The sequence below is a fragment of the Vreelandella profundi genome (assembly GCF_019722725.1).
Taxonomy (GTDB): domain Bacteria; phylum Pseudomonadota; class Gammaproteobacteria; order Pseudomonadales; family Halomonadaceae; genus Vreelandella; species Vreelandella profundi.
In genome coordinates this window covers 3,179,359-3,196,417 of sequence record NZ_CP077941.1, presented here as the reverse complement: position 1 = coordinate 3,196,417, position 17,059 = coordinate 3,179,359, and the positions used below count along the sequence as shown (strand labels likewise).

Here is a 17,059-nt window from a genome sequence, read left to right as displayed (position 1 = left end):
GGCTGGCGGCACTTTTTATTAATAATCTATTTTTATTACTTCACTATATGTTTTATTGCTTCACTACATGCCAGCGTAGAGATAAACAATCGGTTGTTACGTATAGATTCCCTAACGTGAACAACAGGAACGCGTAATTTTATAAACATGGTCAGTGGCGCATGCTCAGGCAACGTCTTAATGTGATGGAGCTGGACACCATGTTTGGAATAAAAAGCAAAACGACACCGCAAATTTCAGAGTATTCTTCAGAACTGCCTTCAGAGCACTCTTCAGAACTCCCGTCAGAGCAGGGCGCCTCAAACAGTGCGCTTAACCAGCATTTCTGGATGCCGTTCAGCGCGAACCGTGATTTTCACGCTAACCCACGCATTATCACGGGGGCGGAAGGGCGTTATTACATCGATGACCAAGGCCGCAAATTATTCGATTCGCTGTCAGGGCTATGGACCTGCGGCGCGGGCCATAATCGTGAAGAAATTCAAAAAGCCGTCGCGGCACAGCTAGGCACTCTCGACTTTGCCCCAGGCTTTCAACTTGGCCACCCGCTGGCGTTTAAACTAGCGGAAAAAGTCGCCAGCCTTATGCCTACCGGGCTTGATCACGTGTTTTTTACCAACTCTGGCTCCGAGGCGGCCGATACCTCGGTCAAGATGGCCAAAGCCTATTGGCGGCTTAAAGGCAAGCCTGAGAAAACGCGCCTGATTGGCCGAGCTAAGGGCTATCACGGCGTTAATATCGGTGGCACAAGCCTTGGCGGTATCGGTGGCAATCGAAAGCACTACGGACAGTTGATGGATGTCACACATCTGCCGCACACGCTGCAAGCGGGCCACGCCTACACCCGTGGCCAAGCAGAAACGGGGGCTGAGCTTGCCGATGCGCTGCTCGATCAAATAGCCCTACACGACGCCTCGACGATTGCGGCGGTGATTGTTGAGCCCATGTCCGGCTCGGCGGGCGTAATTGTGCCACCCAAAGGCTACCTGGATCGTTTGCGCAAGATCTGCACCGCTAACGATATTCTGCTGATTTTTGACGAAGTGATTACCGCCTTTGGGCGTAGCGGTGCGACCACCGGTGCCCAGGCCTTTGGCGTGACGCCAGATATCATGAACGTCGCTAAACAGATCACTAACGGCGCTGTGCCCATGGGTGCAGTGATCGCATCACGCGAGATTTTTGACACCTTTATGCACGTGGGTGGGCCGCAACATGCCGTTGAGTTTACGCACGGCTACACTTACAGCGCTCACCCGGTGGCCTGTGCGGCGGCGCTAGCCGCACTTGATTTAATGGAGCGTGAAAATTTCCCTGCCCAGGTTAGCGCCATTGCGCCCACTTTTGAGCAGAAATTGCATGCTCTCAAGGGCCGCAACCACGTTGTCGATATCCGCAATTACGGCTTAGCCGGGGCGATCCAGCTAACGCCTCGTGACGGTGACCCAACGATTCGACCGCGCGATGCGCATATGGCACTTTGGAAGGCAGGTTTTTACGTGCGTTATGGCGGCGATACGCTGCAATTTGGCCCTCCCTTTGGCACCACTGATGCCGAGCTAGAGCGCCTGTTCGACGCCGTTGCGACCACCCTGGATTCGTTGGCATAGCCTATTTTTTGATAAAACCGATTTCGGAGTATAAAAATGAGCGTTATTTCCCACCTGATTAACGGTGAGTTAGTGAAGGGCCAGCGCACGCTGGACGTTACCAATCCTTCAACGGGAGCTGTCATTCGCCAAGTGTCTGACGGCTCTGCAGCCGATGTTGAAAAGGCCATTGATGCCGCTCAGGCAGCGTTTCCCGCCTGGCGTGATACGCCACCGGCCAAGCGCGCGCAAGTTATGTACCGCTTTAAGCAACTGCTCGAAGAGCACGCCGACCGCATCGTGCAATTGGTTAGCGAAGAGCACGGCAAAACGCCAGAAGATGCCATGGGTGAACTCAAACGTGGCATTGAAAACGTTGAGTACGCCTGCGGCGTGCCTGAACTGTTAAAAGGTGAGTATTCCCACAACGCAGGGCCTGGCATCGATGCGTGGTCTAATTTCCAACCGTTGGGCGTCGTTGCGGGTATCACCCCGTTTAACTTCCCGGCCATGGTGCCGCTATGGATGTATCCGATGGCAATTGCCTGTGGCAACTGCTTCATTCTCAAACCGTCGGAAAAAGACCCATCTTCCTCAATGGCCGTGGCTGAACTGCTTCAAGAAGCAGGGCTACCGAAAGGCGTGATGAGCGTGATTCACGGTGGTCGCGAAGCGGTGGAAACGCTCTTGGATGCTAAGGCCGTGAAGGCTATTTCGTTTGTGGGTTCGACGCCGGTGGCTGAGGCTATTTACACCCGTGGCGCGGCCGCTGGTAAACGCGTTCAAGCGCTGGGCGGTGCGAAAAATCATGCCGTCGTGTTGCCCGATGCCGATTTGGAAAACGCCGCTAATACGTTAATGGGCGCGGCTTACGGTAGCTGCGGCGAGCGTTGCATGGCGATCTCAGTTGCCGTATGTGTTGGTGATGAAACGGCTAATCGTTTGGTCGAAACCATGCTGCCAAAAATCGCGCAGCTGAAGATTGGCCCCGGCACTGAGAAAGGGCTGGATATGGGCCCGCTAGTGACTGCAGAGCATCGTGACAAAGTGCTGGGCTTTATCGACGAGGGCGTAAAATCAGGTGCAACGCTGGTAGCTGATGGGCGTGACCTAACGATATCAGGCCATGAACAGGGATATTTTGTTGGCGGCTGCCTGTTCGATAATGTCACGGCTGATATGCGTATTTATCAGGAAGAGATCTTCGGGCCAGTGCTTTGCGTCATGCGGGTCGGTAGCCTAGATGATGCCATGCAGCTAATTAATGACCATGAATACGGCAACGGTACCTGCCTGTTTACCCGCGACGGTGAAGCCGCACGACGCTTTACCGACGGTATTGAGGTGGGCATGGTCGGTGTTAACGTCCCGCTGCCTGTACCGGTGGCTTACCATAGCTTTGGTGGCTGGAAGCGCTCGCTATTTGGCGATCTTCACGCCTATGGGCCTGACTCAGTACGCTTTTACACGCGTCGAAAAGCCGTTTCTCAACGCTGGCCTTCCGTTAGCGAAGCGACGCGAGCGGAGTTCTCATTCCCCGCCAATCAGAGTTGACGTTATAGCGTAAATAGGAGATCTTCTCAGCACCGCCGCTCTCCGGCGGTGCTTTTTTGTGCCTATCTTCGACGTAAGGGACGAGTGCAGCGTGGCAAGAACCCAGGACGAAATTCGCCAGACCAACGTTAAGAAGATTCTCCAGGCCGCGGAGCAACTGTTCGCTGAAAAAGGCTATGCCGGTGCCTCCATGGGAGAAATCGCACAGCTGGCTGATATTCCCAAGTCCAACGTGCACTACTACTTCGCCACTAAAAAAGCGCTTTACCAGGAGGTATTGCTAGAGCTGCTGGAAATATGGAAGCAGGATGCGCTCTGCTTTGAACTCTACGATGATCCTCGCGTGGTGCTTTCTACTTACATTCGCGCCAAGATGACCCACTCCCGCAATCGCGCCCACGGCTCCAAAGTATGGGCGGCCGAAGTCATGCAGGGCGCACCGATCCTTAAAGAGCGCCTGCGCGACAACCTTTACGAATGGGCAAAGCTCAAAGAGTCGAAAATTAGTGAGTGGGTCGCGTCAGGCCAGATCCACCCTGTCGAGCCTTCCTATCTACTCTATATGATCTGGGCGTCCACTCAGCACTACGCCGACTTTGACTACCAAATCTACCTACTCAACGATGACCAACCGCTAGACGACCTGCAGTTTGAAAAAGCCGTGCAGTCAGTGACTACGATGATTTTAAGAGGGATTGGGCTGACGGTATGAGTATTGGCCGGCGATTAGATGGGCTGGCGCATACGTAAAATCGATACGCCTAAACCGATAAAAGCACTGCCCATGATGCGATTGACCCACTTTACGCGGCGTGTATTGCTCAGCCAGCGAGTGAGATGTTTCGAGAGCCCGCCGTAGGCCATTAAGGTGGCGAATGAAAGCACCATAAAGGTGCATACCATCATGGAAAATTGTGGAAGCAGTGCGCGCTGTGTATCTAAGAACTGTGGAAACAAAGCGGTGAAAAACAGGATCGCTTTTGGGTTGCTCATGGCGACCAGCAGGCCTTCGCTGAAAATGCGCCATTGGGGAGTGGGCTTGGCAGCGGTGGACGGTACCGCCAGTGAGCGTTGGCTGCGCCACTGGCGAATGCCCAGATATATTAAGTAAGCAGCGCCGCCAAACTTCAGCAGACTAAACAGCATTTCTGAGGCGTTTAATATCACGCCTAACCCCAACACGGCTGCGCTTGCCAGCATTAGCAGACCAATGATATTCCCCAGCGAGGAAAGCGCGACACGCTTAGTTCCACCGGCCATGCCATTACGCACCGCGACTAAAAAAGCGGGCCCAGGGCTCGCAATGCTGACCAGCGCCATGGCAACAAACAGCAGCCAGGTAGAAAGTGGCATGGGTATATCTCCTAAGAGGATAAAGTCGGTTAGTCAGACGACCGGTACCTATCTAAGCGCTGATGGCAAGCCAGCACCTATTGAACGTTAGCATTGCACTAGCCAAGTGGCCCGCTGGTAACCGTTGTCTTCAACCCTTTAAGAATGGCTTGACCATCCTCGTGCTTGAGTTCGTCGTACCAGGCTTGCGTTTGGGCGGCGTCGTGCCCATGAATCATCTCCGCGCGCTTGCGGGCGCGCTGGACGATCTCACCCACTCGGCTAACGCGTTGTACGTCGTACTGCTTCAAGGCGCTGGCAATGGCTGATGGGGTATCGGCATGTTCTTCAAGTGCTCGCTGCACGACGTTAGCCAGCACCCAGGCGTCTTCCATGGCTTGGCAGCCGCCTTGGCCAAGGTCGGGTGCCATGCCATGAGCGGCATCCCCTAGAAGGGCAACACGCGGTGCGGTCAGTGAATCAAGCGGGGGGATATCGTAGATTTCCACACGCGCCATGCGCGCAGGGTCGAAGCGTTCAATAAGTGCCTGCACCGGCGCAGCCCAGCCTGCAAAGTGTGCGCGTAATTCATCGCGATAGTGGCTGGGGTCGTTGGTGGTGCCTGCGGGGAGCGGCACATCAAGAAAACAATAGAATTCCTGCGCGCCTTCGGCATTGCCCCCGTTACCCATGGGCATAAACGAGACACGCTTCGCGTCGCCGACATACTGATCCCAGTGACTCTGCGGTGCCAAGGCATCATCAACGGGCACGCGTACATTCCAGTTCACATAACCCACGTATTGGCGCTCAACGGGATGCCCCACGACTTTGCTGCGTAGCTTTGAATGGGTACCTTCCGCGACGACTAATAAGTCGGCGTGCAGGCTTTCGTCATCGTCAAAATGCGCAGATACACCGTCTTGCGTTAGCGTGTAATCATGACAGCGGCGGCCAAACTGCACATGCTCGGTGCCTACCGCATCTAGCAGCATTTGTTGTAGGGCGGCGCGGGAAATAGGGCATGCACGCTGCTCAATCTCTTCAAATAGCGGTACCAGGCTAAAATCGGTTAAGGATTGACCGTCATGCGTGAGATAGCGCATCTGGGTGATGTTGCCACTTAAGCTTTCAATGGCGTTACCAAGGCCAAGTTGATGCATGACTTTCACGCCGTTAGACCATATCGAAAGCGCAGCGCCTACAGGCCTCATCGTTGCTACGCGTTCAACCACCGTGACCTGATGCCCTTGCCGCTGGAAAGCGAGAGCGGTGCTAAGCCCGCCAATGCCCGCACCGATAACGAGAATATTGAGAGGCGTAGTCAGAGGGCGGGACATAGCGAGCTCCTTGAAAAATGAGAAGGCACAACGGCTAACGCTTCATATCAGCTGTTACCGCTAACTGTATACAGCGTTAAACCTTAATGTATAAGCAATCATAGTGCCAAATCAGCCATTATTTACCCAGGCTTCAAAACCTAACCGACGCCTGTAGGCTGACTTCTAGGGGGTCGCCGACCACTACCCGTGTGTTGCCCCCGCTTGAAGGATAGTAAGTGGTGTCGAACAGGTTCTTGGCATTGACTTGCAGGTGCAGGTTATCGCCTAGCCACGGAGTGTCCCAGCCGATAAACGCATCAGCGACGGTGTAGGCGTCTAGTTGGAAGCTGTTGTCAGCATCACCTTCACGCTCACCCACATAGCGAACCCCGCCACCTAAGCGCCAGTTGCCCAGTCCAGGCGCGGTTGTTAAGTCGTGCGCCAAGTAGAGGCTGACGGTGTGGCGTGCAGCGTTGGTCAGCCGGTTGCCCTGGGTGTCTTGGGTATCTTTGAGTACTTCGGTGTCGGTATAGGCGTAAGCGCCTAGTAGTGAAAGTTGATCGGTTAACTGGCCTGAAACCGTTAGCTCCACACCCCGTGAGCCCGCTTCGCCTACCGTGCGGGTCACACCGTTGTCGGAGACGGCAACATTTTCCTTACGGATATCGAACAGCGCAACGGCCAACGAGAACTGATCGTTCCATAGGTGCTTCACGCCGATTTCGCTGCCCATACTGTGTTCAGGGGCCAGCGCCTGTCCGGTATCGCTGTCTGCCCCATTGGGCACAAACGCTTCGCTGTAGCTGGCATAAACGGACGTATCCTGGGTCAGGCGATGCAGCAGGCTGACTGAGGGCAGGAAAATATCGTCGCTGGTATCCGTCTCGGTGATGAAGTCCTGACCACGGCCCCCAAACTGCTCGTAGTGGGTATAGCGTCCGCCTAACCCCAGCGTCCAGCGGTCGTTGAAGTGCCAGCGATCATTGAGATAAACGCCGGTGGTATTAACCTCATCCAAGCGGTTGCTGCGTGAGGCGTTAAGGCTATCGCTATCCAGGTTCAGGCCACCATAGCGAATGTCGAATATATTTTGATCGGTGACGGAGTCGCTGCGATATACCTCTGCTAAATAGTCGCGGCGGCGTTCGTGGTCAATGCCCACGGTGAGATCATGGCGCATGCCTGCCAGAGTGGCGGTGCCGGTAGTATCCCAGGCGGTGTACTGTACGCGGCGGTCATAACCTTCATTCGCATCTGCACGACGTGTTAGTGCACCGCTCTGCTCGTTAACGCTGAGTACTCGCGGTTGGCCGTCGTTGTACTGCCGGCGGTTCCAGCCGTAGGTGAGCCGTGTTGACCAGTCGTGGTTAATATCCTGTTCCCACCAGGCGGTGACGGCTTCGTCGTGACCGAAGACCCGTGACCAGGCTTCGTCGAAACGGCGGTTACTAGGTACCTTGGCGGGTTCTCCGTCGATCATTACCGTGCCGCGATCCAGATCCAAGTCGTAGTCGCGATACTCATACGCGATCTGCGCGCGGCTGTCGCGGCCTTCCCAGCGCAGCGAAGGGGCAATAATCGTGCGTCGATCATTACCAAAAACGCGCGATGAGTCTTCATCTTCATGATGGACAATAAACCGGAACGCCAGGCCGGTATTCGCCAGTGGCCCGGTGACATCAACGCTGGCATTGCCGCCACCCAGGGAGGTGGCTTCGGCGCTGATCTCGCGCTGCCACACGTACTCAGGGCGTTTGGTGACCAGGTTGATCACTCCGCCAGGGTCTTGCTGGCCTTGAAAGAGCGAGGCGGGCCCCTTGAGCACTTCGACATGATCCACCGTCGCCATAGAAAAGGTGCCGCGCGGTTGGCGAATGCCGTCGATCAGAATCGAACCATCGCTGTTGCTGCCGAAGCCGCGTTTGATATAGCCGTCCTCGGTGCCCCCCATATTATTGCCTTCGGTCACCCCTGCAACCATCGCCATTGCTTCGTCCAAGCTGTCGATATCATGGTCGGCCATCACCTGGGCGGTGACGGTCTCCACGGCGCGGGCCTCTTCTAAAAACGAGACTGGCTGTTTGCTGGCAAGGCTTGAGCGCTGAGCACGATAGCTCTGCGGTGCCACGTCAGTGAGCCGATCTGAGGTGACGACCAGTGTTTCTGGCGCGGTCTCATTGGCCTGTTGTTCGTAGACCTGTTGCGCGTAGACCTGTTGCGCGTAGACCTGTTGTGCATAGACATCGGGCAGTGGGTTCAGCAGTAGCAGTGGCGAAAACAGTGCAAAGGTTCGGGAGCGGAGCATGGTTGATACAGATCCTGTTATTGTCAGAGTGGGTGGTGGGCCAAGGATTATTGGGCGTTGAGTGCGCCCCAGAAGTGATCCTCGTGACTTAGCGCTGGCGTGATAGGCAGTAGCGCATCGAAGGTGGCGGCCGGATCCAGGTCAGTGAAGTGTTCGGGATAGAGCCATTGGACGATACGTTCAAGCGCTACAATGGCGAAGGGGCCCTGATGAAAACCATGCCATAGCGCATACAGCTGTCCATTCTGAACGGCGTTAAGATGCTCCCAGCCGGGAAGCGATTGGCTTAGATGCCGCAAATCCTGGCTAATATCATCAGCACTGATATCAAGCCCAACGCGCACGCCATCACTCGCTGCCCACTGCCCCGCGGTATTGAGGATGACGTCGGGTGGGTGGCTGAGCACCCACTCGTTGCTCAGCGTTGCCGATGCGCCGGGGATTAATGCATCAGCGATATTCTCGCCACCTGCTCGGGCCACTAAGTCGGCTAGCCCGGTGCGTAGATTGGTACGGCAGCAGTCAACTTTCACTCCAGGGGCGACATTGATTAGGACGGTGGGGGCGTCGGGGGGCTGTTCCGCCAGCGTCAGATCTGCCAAGCCCTGGTCGATACGTGCCAAGCGTTGTTCAATCAGGGCAATCATCGCGCCGGCCCGGGGCATCGCATTCAATGCCTCGCCTAAAAGCGCAAGGCTTTTGGGCGTGTTCTCCAGCGGGTGGCGGTTAAAGTCGATAAACAGATAGGCAATACCTAGCTCGTCTAGTAGCTGCGCCAGCGGAGAACCTTCGAAGCTGCTAGCGCGCGAGAGATCAAACAGCACTAAGTCTGGGGCCAGATTAAGCAGCGCTTCGCTATCGAGCTGAGGTGTCGGCGCGCTTGAAAGAGCGGGCAGTTGATCAAGCGCAGGCCACTGGGTGGTAAAGCGTTGAGCCATGGCGGAGTCAAATACCGACAGCGGATAGGCCCAGCCCGCTAAGCGCGGTGTTGGGTCATCTAGCAGTGCTGCCAAGGCGTAAAGTTGGCGTGGCTGGGTAAGGAACAAGCGTGTTGGCGCTGCTGACAGCGTCACCTGACGGCCGGCGAGGTCAGTCAGTGTTTTAGGAAAGTCTTTAGAAGCGTCCGACTGTGAGTCGGCTGCCCAGCAAGCAGCAGCGCTTAACAGGCTCATCCAGCACAACAGATTAATAACCAAGCGGCGCATCGGCTTATCCTAAATTATGGTTGCTGATAAACATCACAACGGCTCGCTGACGCGATCACTGAGCACAAGTGGCCGCCCCAGCGAGCATCGCTCGACCCGTGACTCGACCCCATAGGCGGTGTGCAGCACGTCGGGGGTGATCACCTCGTGAGGATCGCCTGCAGCCAGTAGCCCCCCGTTACCAAATAGCAGCACTTGATCACAAAAGCGTAGGGCGAGGTTGATATCGTGAATAGCCATTAGGCAGACTGCCTGACGCTCCGCTATCACCGAGCGCACGGTATCAATCAGCGCCAGCTGCCAGCGCAAATCTAGTGCGCTGGTGGGCTCATCTAGCAGTAATAGCGCGGGCTGGCGGGCGATCGCCTGAGCTAGGCCAACCATCTGACGCTGCCCGCCGGAGAGCTCGCTCAACGGGCGCAACGCTAACGGGCGAATGGCCAGCGCATCGAAAACGCGCTCGATTAACGTGTCTATCTCTGTACGGCTTAGGTCGGGACGCACGGCGCGACAGGCGCTCAGCACCGCTTCGTAGGCCACTAACGTGGTGGCCTGAGGGAGCGTTTGCGGCAGATAGCCCACATGACGCATTCGCGCGGCGCCACTGAGGGTGGTGAGGTCGATGTCGTTAAGCTGCATACGTCCGCTGGCTGGCTGTAAGCCCGCGATGGCTTTTAACAGGGTCGATTTACCCACCGCATTGGGCCCCAGCACTGCGACCAGCGAACCGGGTGGCAGTGTGGGCAAGCTTAGCTGCTCGAAAACGCGTCGTTTGCGGTAGCCGGTCGTGACGTTGCTGAGCGTAAAGCCTGCTTTCATCGCGCGCGCCCCTGCAGCATGATTAGCGCCATAAAGAAGGGGATGCCTACCAGCGAGGTTACCAAGCCCACAGGCAGCACCAGCCCATCGACCAGCGTTTTACTGGCGATAGATGCTAGCGACAGCACCAGCGCCCCCGCCAAAGCGCTGCCCGGTAAGTAAAAGCGATGATCTTCACCCAATGCCAGGCGTGCCATATGCGGGCCGACAAGCCCAATAAAGCCAATGGTGCCCACAAACGCGACTGCTGCAGCGGCGAGCAGGCTCACTCTAAGTAGTGAGATAAGTCGCAAACGCTCAACCGCAATCCCGAAGCTGCGCGCATGTTCATCACCCGAGCGCAGTGCCGTCATCGCCCAGGCGCTGCGCAACGAGAAAGGCATGCAAATAGCTAATACCACTGCCACGATGGCCACCGTGTCCCAAGAAGCGCGTGAGAGGCTGCCCATCGTCCAGAACACTAGTTGCTGTAGCGCATCGGGACTCGCGATGAGCTGCAAAAGTGCGACCAGTGCGTTGAGTACGAACACCAACGCAATACCGAATAACACGATAATCTCACGGCTGGCGCCGTAGAGACGCGATAAAGCATTGATGGTCAACATCGACGCCGCCGCGAACATAAATGCCATTAAAGCGGTGGCGTAGTGAGTGTTTAAACCAAACAAGGTGAGATTAAAAACAATGACTAGCGAAGCACCTAGGGTGGCCGCCGCACCAACGCCCAGCGTGAACGGGCTGGCCAGCGGGTTATTCAGCACCGTTTGCATTTCTGCCCCTGCCAACCCCAGCGCTGCGCCTACCAGCACTGCCATGAGTGCGGCAGGGAGGCGGATTTCCCAGACAATGGCTTGCTGAATCGGCCCCTGAGCATGGGCATCCAATAGCAGTGCGATTAAATCATTAAGCGGAATATGCGCTGGGCCACTGGCGATATCAGCGAGCAGCGATATTGCTAACGCGATGGCTAATCCCGCGACAATCAGCAAACGAGTAACAATAAAGCGCCGATAGGTGGATGCCAACGGAGCAGCAAGCGGCGAAGAGGCGGGCATTGTGAGGGTGTTTCCAGGTGAGGGCACAAAGTTAACAAGCTTGGTCTTATTTGCGACTAAAACTCATTCGTGATTGTATTCTCATTCTTTAGTCGTAGCTTTGTCAACCGCAGGGAAACCTAGCGTCGCCTGATTGCTGTGCTGCTTCCCCTATGTTCTATTGAAGGAATAGGCTTTATTGAAGCGATAGGCGCTATTGATGCAGTATTTGGCTTTCGCTTACCTTTTGTTACAAACAAGTATCAAGGAGTTCACCATGACCGACATCGCCGCTCTACTAGGCAGTGACGCCGATAGCTTGCTTAACCATACGTGCCAGGGGGTTCGTCGAGAGGACCTGCATCTTCCTGGCCCTGATTTTATTGATCGTGTGATGGCCGATAGCGACCGCAGCCCGGCGGTATTGCGTAATATGCAGAGCTTCTTTAATCATGGCCGCTTAGCACGCACTGGCTATCTCAGCCTGCTGCCGGTAGATCAGGGCATTGAGCACTCGGCAGGCGCCTCTTTCGCGCCTAACCCGCGCTATTTCGACCCGGCTAATATCGTTGAGCTGGCCCTCGAAGGGGGCTGCAACGGTGTGGCCTCAACGCTAGGCGTTCTCTCTTCCGTAGCGCGACGTTATGCCCATAAGATTCCAATGATGTTAAAGCTCAATCATAACGAAACCTTGAGCTACCCGGCGATATACGATCAGACGCTATTTGCCGATGTGGAGCAGGCCCACGACATGGGCTGCGTGGCAGTGGGGGCGACAATATACTTTGGCTCTCACGAGAGTCGTCGGCAAATCATGGAGATTAGCGAAGCTTTCGAGCGCGCCCACCAGTTGGGGATGGTGACGGTATTATGGGCTTATCTGCGTAATCCTGAGTTCAAACAGGGTAGCAACGATTATCACGCCTCTGCTGACCTCACCAGTCAAGCCAATCACATGGCCGCCACCCTTAAAGCGGATATCGTCAAACAGAAACTGCCTGAGAATAACGGCGGCTACAACGCGGTTGGCTTCGGGCATACCCACGATAAAGTGTATAGCGAGCTGACGACTGACCATCCCATTGATCTGGCACGCTATCAGGTAGCCAACTGCTTTATGGGGCGTGCGGGTTTGATTAATTCCGGCGGTGGCTCCAAAGGACACTCTGATCTTGGCGATGCAGTACGCACGGCGGTTATTAACAAGCGTGCGGGGGGAATGGGCCTGATTTCTGGGCGTAAGGCATTCCAGAAACCGATGCAGGAAGGCGTTGAGCTGCTGCATGCGATTCAGGATGTCTATCTTTCCAAAGAAGTGACGGTTGCTTGATGCTTGTTAAGTGTGAACCGTAGGCCTTAAGTGAGGATAGGCAAACTTGATGAATATTACTTAATATTAAATAATCGTCTTATTGAGATGTTTAAAACGGCATACGCTTAAGGAGCTACATGATGGGTGGAAAGCCAGCAGCACGTATTACTGACCTTACCGCGTGTCCTATACCGGGGCACGGCAAAAATCCGTTGGTAAGTGGATCGCCTGATGTTTTTTACGATGGGTTGTCTGCCGCAAGATTAGACGATAAATCTGCTTGTGGCAGTCCTATTACTCACGAAGTTTCGCCCACCGTGTTCGTCAACGGTAAACCGGCCGCGGTTCTAAGCAGTGTTGGTGCCCACGGTAATGTCGTAACCACCGGGTCGGGAACGGTCATTATTGGTAAGTAGTTATCTTCGCATTACAGAGTAGTCGAATGCCTTTATAACGGTGCTCGGTATGGCTGTTCTTTTATAGCGATTAGCGCTCTAGATAAAGCATGCCCTTACCCACCACCGTTGCGTTACCGCCCACCGTCACAAGGCCGTGATTGATCTCGCCATTGGCGGCAGTGTAAATAACGCTGGGTCGCCCCATTTCAACGCCTTGATGAATTTTCAAGCGCAGAGGATTTGGCTGAAGAGAAGCTAAATAACCTGTTAAGGCAGCTGCGGCGCTACCGGTAGCGGGGTCTTCGCAGATACTGGCGTGCATACAGAACATGCGACTGTAAACAACCGTCTCTGCCCCGTCGTGTTGTTCAATCACATACAGATAAATCTGCTCTGCACTGCTAGGTGCGACAGCACTTGCCCAGGTGGCTGTAGCGATGTGTACGCTCTCTAACGCTGCTATGTCGGTCAGTTCAATCAAGTGATAAGGCAGCCCGCAGGAGGATGTCACCGGATTACCAATAACCTGGTGAATACTCAGACCAAGTAGCTCAACAGCAGTGATACGATCAAATGTGCAGCCTGTGACTGCAGCTGGCTTGGCGGTGGTAAAGGTTGCTCTACCTTGTTTATAGCTCACCGCCAGTTTGCCGACGGGAGGCTGTAATACAACGCCTTGCGCTCGGTTCACTAGCTTCAGCTCCGCAAGCAGGTGTGCGGTGCCTACCGTGGGATGGCCTGCAAAAGGCAGCTCATTGGTCGGGGTGAATATCCGCATCGGATAGACGTTTGTATCCGTGGCAGTGCATAAAAACACCGTCTCAGAAAGATTAAGCTCGTTGGCCAGCGCCTGCATAGTGTTGGTCGCCAGCCCATCGGTCTCCAGAAAGACGGCCAATGGATTGCCGGTAAACGGTTGGTCGGTAAATACATCCAGTAAATAGTACTCAACAGTTTTCATGCCGTTCTCCCTCTAAGGTGAGCGTTTCCAAAATGCTTGATGGCCTTCTTTTTGCGCCTGCTCCCGAGTAATGCCGATATCTTTTAGCAGCCGGTCATCAAGTGTCAGCAGTTGGCGGCGGCTGCGACGACGCTGATGGTATTGGCGAAACGTGGTGCTTAATTGGTAGCGAAGCTGGGTAAGATTGATGCGTAGCATGGCGATGCCCCTTGAATGCGATATGCTTGATCAGGTTACTCAGCGTCGCTATCAAGATACAGATATAGAAATTTATATTATCAAGATACAGATGAAGTGTTTTGTCACTCTGTATGCGCTATAAATAGCAATCTGTATTGTTGTCGCGATGGGGATGAGGCACTGCCATGACGCGTTATGAAGAGGTTGCCAATGTATTGCAGGAGCGCATTGAGCACGGCATTTACCGTGTGGGCGATCGCTTGCCTTCAATTCGCGCGGTCTGCAAAGAGTTGAGCGTTAGTATTTCCACTGCTCAGGAGGCGTATCGGCAATTGATGGATGCGGCGCTGATTGAGTCACGGCCTAAATCGGGTTATTTCGTGTTGCCGAGCAGGGTGCCGTCAGTTCTGCCGTCCATGTCGCGACCCGCGCAACGTCCGTTGGACGTTTCTCAATGGGATCAGGTGCTGGAACTCGTTGCCACTCAGCGCGATGATGCGCGGCTGTTGCTTGGGCGTGGCGTGCCGAACCTTGAGTATGAGACGCTGCGGGCCGCTGTCAAAAATTCTTGCCAGCCTGCACCGCCATAATGACTTAATGGGATTCAATTACGACAAGCTGAGCGGCAGCCCCGAGCTGCGTCAGCAGGTGGCTCGGCTGGGCGTTACCTCTGGTTGCCTACTGCACCCTGACGACGTGATAGTGACTACCGGGTGCCAAGAGGCGCTGTCTATAGCGCTACGCACCTTAACCCAGCCAGGCGATGTGGTCGCGGTGGATTCCCCAAGCTTTTACGGCACCATGCAAATTCTCAAGGCCATTGGCTTAAAAGCGCTGGAAATCCCCACTGACCCGCAAACCGGTATCAGCTTAGAAGCATTGGAAATGGCGCTAGAGCAGTGGCCTATCCGTGCAATACAGGTGACGCCGACCCACAATAATCCATTGGGCTACACCATGCCCGAGGCGCGAAAGCGGGCGCTTTTTCAGCTAGCCCAGCGGTTTGATGTGGCGATTATCGAAGATGATATCTACGGTGATCTCGCCTATACCAACCCGAGGCCGTGTACGGTGAAGTCGTTCGACGACGATGGGCGCGTGATGCTGTGCAGCGGCTTTTCTAAAACGGTAGGGCCAGGGCTGCGGGTGGGCTGGCTCGCGCCGGGCCGTTATCGTGATCAGGCGCTGCATATGAAGTATGTCTCCACCGGCGCGTCGGCCACGTTACCGCAGCTGGCGGTGGCGGAGTTTGTCGCCAAAGGGCATTACGAGCGCCATCTTCGCTATGTCACCCGTCAGTATCAGCGCCAGCGAGATATTATGATTAGCTGGGTTCAGCGCTATTTCCCGAAGGGGGCGGGCATCAGCTATCCACAGGGGGGCTTTTTGCTATGGGTGGAGCTACCCGCTGCGGTGGACTGCGTGAAGCTTAACGAGCGATTAGCCCAGCGTGCAATTCACGTGGCACCAGGGTCACTGTTTTCAGCTTCTGGAAAATTTCGCCAGTGTCTGCGCTTGAACTATGCGTTTACGCTAACTCCTGAAATCGAAGCGGCCGTGCGTACGGTGGGCGAGTTTGCCACCGAAATGGTAGAAGAAGCCCAGTTGCATGCGGTGGGTACTTCCTAGATTAATTCATCATTCGAGGTGTCCATGCATCGTCATGCTCTTACCTACCGGTCATTCGGAAAGCCGCTTGAAACATTGCACATGGAAACAGCGGAAGTTCCACCCAAGGGCGAGGGCAAGCTCAGAGTGAAGATGTTATGTGCTCCCGTGAATCCATCTGATTTGATTCCAATTAGCGGTGCGTACTCGCATCGTATAATGCTACCCGCTGTCGCTGGCTACGAAGGAGTGGGGCGCGTTATTGATGCACCTAAACAGTATGCCTCTCTGATCGGAAAGCGAGTGCTTCCATTAAGAAGCGAAGGTACTTGGCAGACAGTTCTAGATTGTGATGCGGCACTCGCAATCCCCGTCCCCAAATTCATTCCTGACGCCGTTGCCGCACGAGCTTACATTAACCCCTTGGCTGCCCTGACCATGCTTGGAAACTGGCCTGTCGAGGGAAAGCGTGTACTTCTCAGTGGAGCGGGTTCCAATTGCGCTGACTATCTTGGGGCATGGGCATATCAGCATGGCGCTAGGGAAGTCGTCGGCATATACCGCTCTGAGAGTCGGGTTGCTCGTCTGGAACAGCTCGGTATCAAACCGGTATCTATCCAAGACGCATCGCAGATCTCATATATAGCTCGTGAGTCAGACATGGTGTTTGACGCTTTAGGAGGGCCAATTGCGGCAAAAATATTGCAACGGATGGCACCGGGAACGAGTTTTATCGCTTATGGGCTATTGACGGGGCAGGCAATTCAATTGGATTCCAAACCTTGCGCTCACTATAAAAGGTTTCACCTACGCGATAGCTTGGCCAGAATGTCCGCAGAAACTTGGCAGCAAAAATTTTTGACTGTTTGGGAGCTGTTAACCCAATTTGAGATGCCTGATTATCAAGTGTTCCCAGGTCAGGAATGGAGGCAAGCAGTTGAGAGCGCGCTTCGCCCGACTAGCCAGAAAGTGCTTCTGGACTTATCAACGCTCGGGCGATGACGGTAGCGTTACGTCAAATCCATAAATGGGTTGTAGGCGACTTCCCAATAATGACCTTCTGGGTCGCGGAAGTAGCCTGAATAGCCACCCCAGAACACTTCTTCAGCAGGCTTGATTAGCTCGGCACCTGCGGCAACCGCTTGTTTAAGCACCTGATCAACTGCGTCTTGGCTGGCGACATTGTGCGCAAGGGTGATACCGCTAAAACCACTGGGCGAGTCATCTTGAATGCCGATATCCTTCGCCAGCTCTTTACGCGGGAAAAGTGATAACCAAGCCCCTTCGAGCTTGAAAAATGCGACCCCATCGCTTTCTGTCTCGTGCTCAGGCAGTCCCAAACCTTCACGGTAGAAGCGTATGGCGCGTTGCAGGTCTTGTACACCAAGAGTGATCAAGCTGATTTTTGGTTTCATGCGAATAGGCTCTTTTGGAACCAAT

General features: G+C 54.8%; 15 protein-coding genes and 1 pseudogene. 7 read left to right on the top strand and 9 right to left on the bottom strand.

The annotated features are described in order from the left end of the window. Positions 1–200 precede the first annotated feature (200 nt). The 3 genes from aptA to KUO20_RS14595 all read left to right on the top strand — a co-directional run bounded on the left by aptA (position 201) and on the right by KUO20_RS14595 (position 3,855). The gene (aptA, locus tag KUO20_RS14605) at positions 201–1,610 is read left to right on the top strand and encodes an omega-aminotransferase AptA (RefSeq protein ID WP_273543278.1); all 1,410 of its coding nucleotides are present in this window, start codon (positions 201–203) and stop codon (positions 1,608–1,610) included. Between the two features lie 36 nt (positions 1,611–1,646). Beyond that, positions 1,647–3,143: a CoA-acylating methylmalonate-semialdehyde dehydrogenase gene (locus KUO20_RS14600; protein WP_235040561.1), complete on the top strand. Its 1,497-nt coding sequence runs from the start codon at positions 1,647–1,649 to the stop codon at positions 3,141–3,143. Between the two features lie 91 nt (positions 3,144–3,234). After that, positions 3,235–3,855, top strand: a complete 621-nt coding sequence (locus tag KUO20_RS14595; RefSeq protein ID WP_235040560.1) for a TetR/AcrR family transcriptional regulator — start codon at positions 3,235–3,237, stop codon at positions 3,853–3,855. Positions 3,856–3,869: 14 nt separating this feature from the next. Here the strand turns inward: KUO20_RS14595 and KUO20_RS14590 are convergent, their stop codons facing one another. The 6 genes from KUO20_RS14590 to KUO20_RS14565 all read right to left on the bottom strand — a co-directional run bounded on the left by KUO20_RS14590 (position 3,870) and on the right by KUO20_RS14565 (position 11,181). Continuing rightward, positions 3,870–4,496, bottom strand: coding sequence for a LysE family translocator (locus KUO20_RS14590; RefSeq protein ID WP_235040559.1), 627 nt, complete (start codon positions 4,494–4,496; stop codon positions 3,870–3,872). A 98-nt stretch (positions 4,497–4,594) separates the two neighbouring features. Further along, positions 4,595–5,815 carry an FAD-dependent urate hydroxylase HpxO gene (gene hpxO, locus KUO20_RS14585; RefSeq protein WP_235040558.1) on the bottom strand — a complete coding sequence of 407 codons (1,221 nt, stop codon included), beginning with the start codon at positions 5,813–5,815 and terminating at the stop codon, positions 4,595–4,597. 133 nt (positions 5,816–5,948) lie between these two features. Continuing rightward, a complete protein-coding gene (locus KUO20_RS14580) occupies positions 5,949–8,102 on the bottom strand; it encodes a TonB-dependent siderophore receptor (RefSeq protein WP_235040557.1) in 2,154 nt (717 codons plus the stop codon). A gap of 47 nt (positions 8,103–8,149) precedes the next feature. Continuing rightward, a complete protein-coding gene (locus KUO20_RS14575; protein ID WP_235040556.1) occupies positions 8,150–9,307 on the bottom strand; it encodes an ABC transporter substrate-binding protein in 1,158 nt (385 codons plus the stop codon). A 33-nt stretch (positions 9,308–9,340) separates the two neighbouring features. Further along, positions 9,341–10,126 (bottom strand): ABC transporter ATP-binding protein, encoded by a 786-nt coding sequence (locus tag KUO20_RS14570; protein WP_096277632.1) that lies wholly within the window; start codon positions 10,124–10,126, stop codon positions 9,341–9,343. After that, entirely contained in the window at positions 10,123–11,181 is a 1,059-nt protein-coding gene (locus KUO20_RS14565; protein ID WP_235040555.1) for a FecCD family ABC transporter permease, read from the bottom strand. The genes KUO20_RS14570 and KUO20_RS14565 overlap by 4 nt, the downstream gene beginning before the upstream one ends. 256 nt (positions 11,182–11,437) lie before the next feature. Here KUO20_RS14565 and KUO20_RS14560 point away from each other — a divergent pair, with 256 nt between their 5' ends. Beyond that, positions 11,438–12,490 (top strand): class I fructose-bisphosphate aldolase, encoded by a 1,053-nt coding sequence (locus KUO20_RS14560; protein ID WP_235040554.1) that lies wholly within the window; start codon positions 11,438–11,440, stop codon positions 12,488–12,490. A 119-nt stretch (positions 12,491–12,609) separates the two neighbouring features. Beyond that, positions 12,610–12,888: a PAAR domain-containing protein gene (locus KUO20_RS14555; protein ID WP_337926495.1), complete on the top strand. Its 279-nt coding sequence runs from the start codon at positions 12,610–12,612 to the stop codon at positions 12,886–12,888. Positions 12,889–12,958: 70 nt separating this feature from the next. On the opposite strand, the gene KUO20_RS14550 is transcribed toward KUO20_RS14555, so the two are convergent. Then, the gene (locus KUO20_RS14550) at positions 12,959–13,831 is read right to left on the bottom strand and encodes a PhzF family phenazine biosynthesis protein (protein ID WP_235040553.1); all 873 of its coding nucleotides are present in this window, start codon (positions 13,829–13,831) and stop codon (positions 12,959–12,961) included. Positions 13,832–13,843: 12 nt separating this feature from the next. Then, on the bottom strand, positions 13,844–14,029 hold the full coding sequence (locus tag KUO20_RS14545) for a DUF1127 domain-containing protein (RefSeq protein WP_235040552.1): 186 nt from the start codon (positions 14,027–14,029) through the stop codon (positions 13,844–13,846). Positions 14,030–14,196: 167 nt separating this feature from the next. Between KUO20_RS14545 and KUO20_RS14540 the strand changes: the two are divergent. Next, positions 14,197–15,640 (top strand): annotated as a pseudogene (locus tag KUO20_RS14540) (aminotransferase-like domain-containing protein). A 24-nt stretch (positions 15,641–15,664) separates the two neighbouring features. After that, complete coding sequence (locus KUO20_RS14535; protein WP_235040551.1) at positions 15,665–16,621, top strand: zinc-dependent alcohol dehydrogenase family protein; 957 nt, start codon at positions 15,665–15,667, stop codon at positions 16,619–16,621. 8 nt (positions 16,622–16,629) lie between these two features. Here the strand turns inward: KUO20_RS14535 and KUO20_RS14530 are convergent, their stop codons facing one another. Beyond that, on the bottom strand, positions 16,630–17,034 hold the full coding sequence (locus tag KUO20_RS14530) for a VOC family protein (RefSeq protein ID WP_235040550.1): 405 nt from the start codon (positions 17,032–17,034) through the stop codon (positions 16,630–16,632). Positions 17,035–17,059 lie beyond the last annotated feature (25 nt).

Coding starts and splice junctions, on each gene's coding strand:
- aptA (WP_273543278.1), top strand. CDS start 201: ATGTTTGGAATAAAAAGCAAAACGACACCGCAAATTTCAGAGTATTCT.
- KUO20_RS14600 (WP_235040561.1), top strand. CDS start 1,647: ATGAGCGTTATTTCCCACCTGATTAACGGTGAGTTAGTGAAGGGCCAG.
- KUO20_RS14590 (WP_235040559.1), bottom strand. CDS start 4,496: ATGCCACTTTCTACCTGGCTGCTGTTTGTTGCCATGGCGCTGGTCAGC.
- hpxO (WP_235040558.1), bottom strand. CDS start 5,815: ATGTCCCGCCCTCTGACTACGCCTCTCAATATTCTCGTTATCGGTGCG.
- KUO20_RS14580 (WP_235040557.1), bottom strand. CDS start 8,102: ATGCTCCGCTCCCGAACCTTTGCACTGTTTTCGCCACTGCTACTGCTG.
- KUO20_RS14575 (WP_235040556.1), bottom strand. CDS start 9,307: ATGCGCCGCTTGGTTATTAATCTGTTGTGCTGGATGAGCCTGTTAAGC.
- KUO20_RS14570 (WP_096277632.1), bottom strand. CDS start 10,126: ATGAAAGCAGGCTTTACGCTCAGCAACGTCACGACCGGCTACCGCAAA.
- KUO20_RS14565 (WP_235040555.1), bottom strand. CDS start 11,181: ATGCCCGCCTCTTCGCCGCTTGCTGCTCCGTTGGCATCCACCTATCGG.
- KUO20_RS14560 (WP_235040554.1), top strand. CDS start 11,438: ATGACCGACATCGCCGCTCTACTAGGCAGTGACGCCGATAGCTTGCTT.
- KUO20_RS14555 (WP_337926495.1), top strand. CDS start 12,610: ATGATGGGTGGAAAGCCAGCAGCACGTATTACTGACCTTACCGCGTGT.
- KUO20_RS14550 (WP_235040553.1), bottom strand. CDS start 13,831: ATGAAAACTGTTGAGTACTATTTACTGGATGTATTTACCGACCAACCG.
- KUO20_RS14545 (WP_235040552.1), bottom strand. CDS start 14,029: ATGCTACGCATCAATCTTACCCAGCTTCGCTACCAATTAAGCACCACG.
- KUO20_RS14535 (WP_235040551.1), top strand. CDS start 15,665: ATGCATCGTCATGCTCTTACCTACCGGTCATTCGGAAAGCCGCTTGAA.
- KUO20_RS14530 (WP_235040550.1), bottom strand. CDS start 17,034: ATGAAACCAAAAATCAGCTTGATCACTCTTGGTGTACAAGACCTGCAA.